Here is a 552-nt window from a genome sequence, read left to right as displayed (position 1 = left end):
GCATATAATCACGTGGGAGAAGGGTGGAAGTATTTCATGTGGACAAAGCGAAATTGGGTTCCAATGGTTCAATGTACGATTCTTAGTGTGGTCCTGATTACGGGGTGCTGTGATCGAAAGGGATTGGATCAATATGAAGGAGCTGCTCAGCTCCAAGAAGCGCCTAAACCGATGAAATCTGTATCTAAAGAAGATTTACAAAAATATACAAATCAACTAATTACGTTAGGGGCAGTTTTTGAAAAACATCAAGTCAGGCCTCAATCCTCTTATAGCAATGAGAAAGAAGCATTTCTGGAAGTGCGCCGCGTAGGCGAACATGCCAAAACACTCTCGGATGCAGAGAAGGCAAGTCTTAAACAATCCATATTTGAGGCGATCGGTGCCGAGTTTCCACTGAATATTTCCGTCTATACGATTAATGAGCAATCTGGAATGACTGGTAAAATTACTGCAATTAATGAGAAGGGTAGTTTTTTGGTCGTTTCATCCGATAAATTCATTGGTCAAGATAACAAAATGCCTGATGCTGCGTGGTATACCATGTCAGAC

The 552-nt window shown here is 41.5% G+C and carries 1 pseudogene; it reads left to right on the top strand.

The features are described from left to right. Positions 1 to 36: 36 nt before the first annotated feature. Positions 37 to 552: pseudogene (locus AC1DLM_RS35520) on the top strand (hypothetical protein); the annotation flags it as partial.

Source organism: Paenibacillus sp. 01T442 (genome assembly GCF_056398345.1).
This window is presented reverse-complemented; position numbering and strand designations above follow the sequence as displayed.